Raw genomic sequence first — 6,099 nt, forward strand, 5'->3', positions numbered from 1 at the left:
CCGATGATTCACATGCGCCTGAAACTGGATTACCCGGGCTTCGCCCTGGACGTCGACCTGCAACTGCCGGGTCGTGGCGTCACGGCGCTGTACGGTCATTCCGGCTCGGGCAAGACCACTTGCCTGCGCTGCATCGCCGGCCTGGAACGGGCCGATCAGGGTTTTATCCAGGTCAACGATGAAGTCTGGCAAGACAGCGCCAACAAGGTTTTCGTCGCACCGCACAAACGCACGCTGGGCTACGTGTTCCAGGAAGCCAGCCTGTTTCCTCATCTGTCGGTGCTGGCCAACCTGGAGTTCGGTCTCAAGCGCATCCCGAAGTCGCAGCAGCGGGTCGACATGGCCCACGCCAGCGAATTGCTCGGCATCCGCCACTTGCTGGACCGCCATCCGCAACACCTTTCGGGCGGCGAGCGACAGCGCGTCGGCATCGCCCGCGCCTTGCTCACCAGCCCGAAACTGTTGTTGATGGACGAGCCCTTGGCGGCGCTGGATGCCCAACGCAAAAGTGAAATCCTGCCTTACCTGCAGCGGCTGCACGACGAACTCGAGATTCCGGTGCTGTACGTCAGCCACTCCCAGGATGAAGTCGCGCGGCTTGCCGACCATATCGTGTTGCTCAGCAACGGCAAGGCATTGGCCAGCGGACCGATCGGCCAGACTCTGGCGCGCCTCGACTTGCCTCTGGCCATGGGGGACGACGCCGGAGTGGTGATCGAAGGTCGTGTCAGCGCCTATGACGCCGACTACCAATTGCTGAGCCTGCAGTTGCCCGGCACCAGCCTCAACATTCGGGTACCGCATACACCCATGGATGCAGGCCAGGCACTGCGCTGCAAGGTCCAGGCACGGGATGTCAGCCTGAACCTGCACAGTGCCGGGCACAGCAGCATTCTCAATCGCCTGCCGGTCACCGTGGTCAGTGAAATGAACGCCGACAACGCCGCCCATGTGCTGATTCGCCTGGACGCCGCCGGTACGCCGCTGCTGGCGCGGATCACGCGTTATTCCCGCGATCACCTGAACATCCACCCTGGCCAGCAACTCTGGGCACAAATCAAAGCGGTCGCGGTGCTGGCGTAAATCCGTCGGCACGACTGCAGCGGGGCGCGGTCCATGGCTGTAACGCCACGTGATTCCTCGCCCTGGACGCTTGTCATGCCCGATGAACTGCCGCCTGACCTGCATTATGTCGATGACACCCAGCCGGGTATCACCCGCAGGAAACTGCGCGGAAAATTCGCCTATTTCGACCCGACGGGCCAGCGCATCACCGATCCGGAGGCAATCAAACGCCTCAATGCACTCGCGGTACCACCCGCCTATACCGAAGTGTGGATCTGCACCGATCCATGCGGGCACCTGCAGGCCACCGGTCGGGATGCCCGGGGCCGTAAACAATACCGTTATCATCTGCGCTGGCGGGAGGTGCGCGACGCTGACAAGTACTTGCGCCTGCGTGAGTTCGGGCTGGCCTTGCCGAAACTGCGCCAGCGACTGGAAGCTGAATTGGCGGCACCGGGATTCAGTCGCGACAAAGTCATGGCCACGGTCATCACTTTGCTGGACACGACGTTGATCCGTATCGGCAATAGCCAATATGCCCGGGATAACCGCTCCTACGGCCTGACGACGTTGCGCAGCCGCCATGTAGAGATCAACGGCAGTGCCATCCTGTTCCAGTTCCGCGGCAAAAGTGGCGTCGAACACCAGATCACCGTGAAAGACCGGAGACTGGCGCGGATCATCAAACGCTGCCAGGACATTCCCGGGCAGAACCTCTTTCAGTATCTGGATGAAAACGGAGACCGGCACACCGTCAGTTCATCCGACATCAACAGCTATTTGCAAACGCTCACCGGCGCCGATTTCACCGCCAAGGATTACCGCACCTGGGCCGGCAGCGTCCTGGCTCTGGCGATGTTGCGCAAACTGCAGTGGGAGCCTGAAACGGATGCCAGGCGGCACCTGGTGGACATGGTCAAGAACGTTGCCAGGCAGCTCGGCAATACCCCGGCGGTGTGCCGCAAATGCTATATCCACCCGGCGGTGCTGGATGGCTTTCTTCTCGGTGATCTGGCGCAACTGCCAAGGACCAGAGCGCGCAAGGGGCTATCGGCCGAAGAGGTCGGGCTGGCGATCTTCCTTGAGAGAATGCCCGCCGCGCCTGAACCGACGAATTGACCTGCCTATTTTTTGCACGATCACCAATGACTTCTATAGTTGAACTGAACACGAATCCGCTGCGGAGACGCCATGGAAGACATTTTCGTCGTGAAGCGTTGCAACAAGATCATCATTCATGGCCGCCGTGCGGGTGAAAATGACCATCTGCCTCCGGATGCCGCGGTCTGGTATCGCATCGCCGATACCCGCACCCAAGGCTTTATCGGCGATGGCTACGACACTGAAGAAGACGCTCAGCGTGTTTGCCGACAGTTGAACGCCAAATCACAAGTGACAGCCCGACAAGGTTGAGGGCCTGTCACCATTTTTTAACGGGTCTATACTGAAATGGCTGAAGGAACAGCGACCCCAACGGCAGAAAGCTCGCTCCCGGCGGGCTTTTTGCTGCCACACCAGGTTTCTTGAACGGAGGTGTCTCCCATGTCCGAAAAAGAGTCCATCACCACCCTGCTCACCTTGCTCGACTCCCGTCAGGCGCGCCTGGCTGCGGCCTGCAAGGAAATCGCCGACTGGGTCGATCATCAAGGCGGACACCCTACCGCCCTCAGAATTCGAGATCGCCTGAACGACATCGAGAAGGACACGCCGCTAATCCGGCACACGCTGTCTTCTCTCCAGCCTGTCGACCGGCCTCTGCCTCGGTTCAGATGATCCGCCACGGATTCGCGGTACGAGGACAGGCCCGATTAGGGCAGCATGACCGGTGGCACTGACGCCTCCGGACAGCTGGCTGCCTGCCGAGTTTTCACCCTCTCTTGCAACCCGACCTCGTGCCGGGATTTTTTGTTGCGCAAAACCAATCGAACGTCACCGCTCACGTGGGGTCAACCGATCACACGTCACCAAGGAGACGTTCCAATGGTCACTCATTTCAAAGTCAGCGGGCACCTGGCCTGCGGTCACCACGGCAACAACCTGGTATCGACCCGCGAACTCAATCGGGTGAAATGCAGAAGCTGCCGAAACACCGACGCCTACAAAGAAGCCCGCAAGGCTGAACGCAACGCTGCCCGCCGCGCAGCACGCAAAGCCAAAGCCGTGCACACCGCCGACAACTGGCGTTCAGCCTGGACCGAACGACTGACCGCGATGGCCGGCCTGCAACGACTGCCACGGGGATTTGCCGGCCAACCTTTCGTCTAAGTAATTGAAACAGCTACCAGGCTTTTACTGCGATCAGATGTCCCTGCACGCTGGCTCCATGACCTCGCGCAGGGACATGCGCTTGAACGCCTCGACCAGCGCGCGCCCTTCCTCTGGCGTACAAGTGACCGCCAACCGCATGGTCGCCTCGCCCAGGTGCCAGATCAAAAACGCGGATTGCCGGACCTTCATCTCATCGCTTTGCGGATACACACGAAGCATGGCTTGGGCCAGCATTTCTCCGGCCACCCGGCTCTCCTCCAGCTCCAGCTGCAACAACTGCTTGTCGGCCTGCATGCCGGACCAGATGTCTCGCATCACCGGTGTCGCCATCACGATCTCGTAATACAGGTCGAGCAACTGCGAATAAGCGGCCTGCAAACCCTGGGCATCCTCGACAGTCTCCAATGCCTGTGCAATGCAACGACGGCTCTCCGCGTTGTAGCGTTCGGCGAGCGTTCGGATGACGGCGCTCTTGTCGGGAAAATACTGATAAAGGGAACCGATCGAGATCTCGGCGCGCTCGGCGATTTCACTCATCTTGAGCTGATCGCTGCCCTTGCCCGCAATCAATTGAGTCGCCGCGGTCAGAATCCGCTCCTGACGCTCGCGACTGCGCTGTTGCGAGGGATTACGCCGAACAGCTTCTGCAGCAGGCTGTTCGAGGGCTTCAGGGGTCTTTTTGCGCACGAGTGAATTTCCCGATCAATAACGTGACATGTACTCACCTTAGCATCGCCCATCCCCACGCCAAACAACAGATGCCCACACGTCGGGCAATTCGACCTGATGGGTTGACGTAAAAACATGAGGATCTATCATCTTTTAAACGTGAGCATTACTCACATTGCCCGATGGAGATGAACGCGATGAACACCGCTCAGCAAACCCTGCTGGTCCTCGGCGCCACCGGCAAAACCGGACGGCGAATCACTCAGCGACTCGAAGCGGCCGGCCTGCCCGTTCGCCAGGGTTCCCGCGATGCGAATCCTCCTTTCGACTGGGAAGATCGATCGACCTGGGACGCGGTAATCGAGGGTGTTCATGCGGTCTACATATCCTTCCAGCCCGATCTCGCCGTTCCAGGCGCCGTTGAAACCATCCAGGCTTTCACCGACCTGGCGGTGAAAAGCGGAGTGCGCAAACTGGTTTTGTTATCCGGGCGCGGCGAAGTCGAAGCGCAACAGGCCGAACGCGTCGTACAGGACAGCGGGATTGACTGGACGATTCTGCGGGCCAGCTGGTTTTGCCAGAACTTCAGCGAGGCGCACTTTCTTGAACCCATAGTGCAAGGTGAGCTCGCACTCCCCGTCGGCCAGGTCGCCGAACCCTTTGTCGATGCAGACGACATCGCAGAGTGCGCCGTCGCCGCATTGACCCAGCCCGGGCATACACACCAGCTCTATGAATTGACCGGTCCTCGGGCGTTGACCTTTGCCGACGCCGTGACCGAGATTGCCCGAGCCACTCATCGCAACATCGAATTCGTGGCCGTACCGGCGCTCGCCTATCGACAGGCAATGGAACAGGAACAACTTCCCCCGGTGTTGATCGATCTGGTGCTGTACCTCTTCACCACCGTGCTCGACGGCCGCAACACACCGGTGACCGATGGCGTGCAGCGGGCGCTGGGACGGCAGGCGCGCGACTTCAGCGATTATGTGCAGCGAACTGCGGCTGCGGGCATCTGGGGAAATGGGCGTACGATGTAACGCATTGGCGAGAACAGGGTACGTCGACTAGGGTCTCTTGCGTATCGAACTGCGGCGCCTTAATTGGCAGGAGCCTGATCAAGGAGAAAACGCATGTCACTCAATCGTAGTGCCGAACAAACCTACCGCCAGTGGTCCACCCCGATCCTGCTGGAACTCAAGGAACGAGAGCATCAATTGACCCCGTCAGACCGCCAGGCGTTGGAAAACGTGTTGCAGGAAAGAAGGCTGATCAACACCGGCAACCCGACCGGCAGCGATCGTCGCAAGGCAGGCCCTTGATCCCGCATAACGCCCGCTAGCGGAGTCTTTACCGCGCTAGAACCACCCACTGCGATCATCTTCCAGCGCCTGGCGACACTGCTTGAGTTGGGCGTTGTAAATCTCCGATTGCTTTTGCACTTTCTGGGCCACCTGCATCAGCCACGGTTTACTGCGATAGGAATTGCGGCTAAAGCCCCCACGCCCCTCGTGATAAGCCAGGTACTGATTGTAGGTGTCCCATTTGGAGATTCCGAGCTGACGTTGCGTGCCCGTGGTGTACCAGCCGATAAACATGATCGCGTCGTCGAAATTGTCACGTGAACCGCCGTTGCCGGTACTGTCCTTGTACTCACCCCACACCGGGTCCTGAGCCTGCGCATAACCATAGGCCGAACTGACTCGCCCCCAGGGGATCACCCAGAGCAGGTAGTCACGCGGCGGCAATGCGTCCGCCACGTAGCTGCTTTCCTGCTTCATGATCGCCATGGCCACATGCAGTGGTGTCCCATATTCACTCTGCATTTCCAGCGAGTCCTCGTACCAGTCGGGATACTCACGGTAAATACTGCAGAGATTGTCCTGATCCTTGGGTGGCATCGTCGTGCAACCTGTCAAAAACATGAACAACAAAGCCAACAGCAAAAAATTTCGTTGTGTCATTCATTACGCTCAAAAATAAAGTTCTTCGCACAATCCCGGGAAACTGTAGGAGCCAGCCTGCTGGCGATGGACTCGAATGCGCCGCGTTCATCCAGTTCACCCGCGTTATCGTTAACGACCATCGCTGGCAGGC

The 6,099-nt window shown here is 59.3% G+C and carries 9 protein-coding genes; 7 read left to right on the forward strand and 2 right to left on the reverse strand.

Features of this window, described 5'->3' with window-relative positions:
• Positions 1–3 precede the first annotated feature (3 nt).
• The 5 genes from modC to PMI26_RS10890 all read left to right on the forward strand — a co-directional run bounded on the left by modC (position 4) and on the right by PMI26_RS10890 (position 3,330).
• On the forward strand, positions 4–1,083 hold the full coding sequence (modC, locus tag PMI26_RS10910) for a molybdenum ABC transporter ATP-binding protein (protein ID WP_007975970.1): 1,080 nt from the start codon (positions 4–6) through the stop codon (positions 1,081–1,083).
• 75 nt (positions 1,084–1,158) lie between these two features.
• A complete protein-coding gene (locus tag PMI26_RS10905) occupies positions 1,159–2,184 on the forward strand; it encodes a DNA topoisomerase IB (protein WP_007975973.1) in 1,026 nt (341 codons plus the stop codon).
• A 72-nt stretch (positions 2,185–2,256) separates the two neighbouring features.
• Positions 2,257–2,478 (forward strand): hypothetical protein, encoded by a 222-nt coding sequence (locus PMI26_RS10900; RefSeq protein WP_007975974.1) that lies wholly within the window; start codon positions 2,257–2,259, stop codon positions 2,476–2,478.
• Between the two features lie 129 nt (positions 2,479–2,607).
• A complete protein-coding gene (locus tag PMI26_RS10895; RefSeq protein WP_007975977.1) occupies positions 2,608–2,838 on the forward strand; it encodes a hypothetical protein in 231 nt (76 codons plus the stop codon).
• A 207-nt stretch (positions 2,839–3,045) separates the two neighbouring features.
• Complete coding sequence (locus tag PMI26_RS10890; RefSeq protein ID WP_007975979.1) at positions 3,046–3,330, forward strand: hypothetical protein; 285 nt, start codon at positions 3,046–3,048, stop codon at positions 3,328–3,330.
• A gap of 33 nt (positions 3,331–3,363) precedes the next feature.
• Here the strand turns inward: PMI26_RS10890 and PMI26_RS10885 are convergent, their stop codons facing one another.
• A complete protein-coding gene (locus PMI26_RS10885) occupies positions 3,364–4,020 on the reverse strand; it encodes a TetR/AcrR family transcriptional regulator (protein WP_007975981.1) in 657 nt (218 codons plus the stop codon).
• A 179-nt stretch (positions 4,021–4,199) separates the two neighbouring features.
• Between PMI26_RS10885 and PMI26_RS10880 the strand changes: the two genes are divergently transcribed.
• Positions 4,200–5,042: an NAD(P)H-binding protein gene (locus PMI26_RS10880; RefSeq protein WP_007975983.1), complete on the forward strand. Its 843-nt coding sequence runs from the start codon at positions 4,200–4,202 to the stop codon at positions 5,040–5,042.
• A gap of 93 nt (positions 5,043–5,135) precedes the next feature.
• Positions 5,136–5,324 carry a hypothetical protein gene (locus PMI26_RS10875; protein ID WP_007975986.1) on the forward strand — a complete coding sequence of 63 codons (189 nt, stop codon included), beginning with the start codon at positions 5,136–5,138 and terminating at the stop codon, positions 5,322–5,324.
• Between the two features lie 36 nt (positions 5,325–5,360).
• On the opposite strand, the gene PMI26_RS10870 is transcribed toward PMI26_RS10875, so the two are convergent.
• Positions 5,361–5,966: a transglycosylase SLT domain-containing protein gene (locus PMI26_RS10870; protein WP_007975988.1), complete on the reverse strand. Its 606-nt coding sequence runs from the start codon at positions 5,964–5,966 to the stop codon at positions 5,361–5,363.
• Positions 5,967–6,099 lie beyond the last annotated feature (133 nt).

It is taken from the genome of Pseudomonas sp. GM33 (assembly GCF_000282295.1).
Lineage (GTDB): Bacteria > Pseudomonadota > Gammaproteobacteria > Pseudomonadales > Pseudomonadaceae > Aquipseudomonas > Aquipseudomonas laurylsulfatiphila.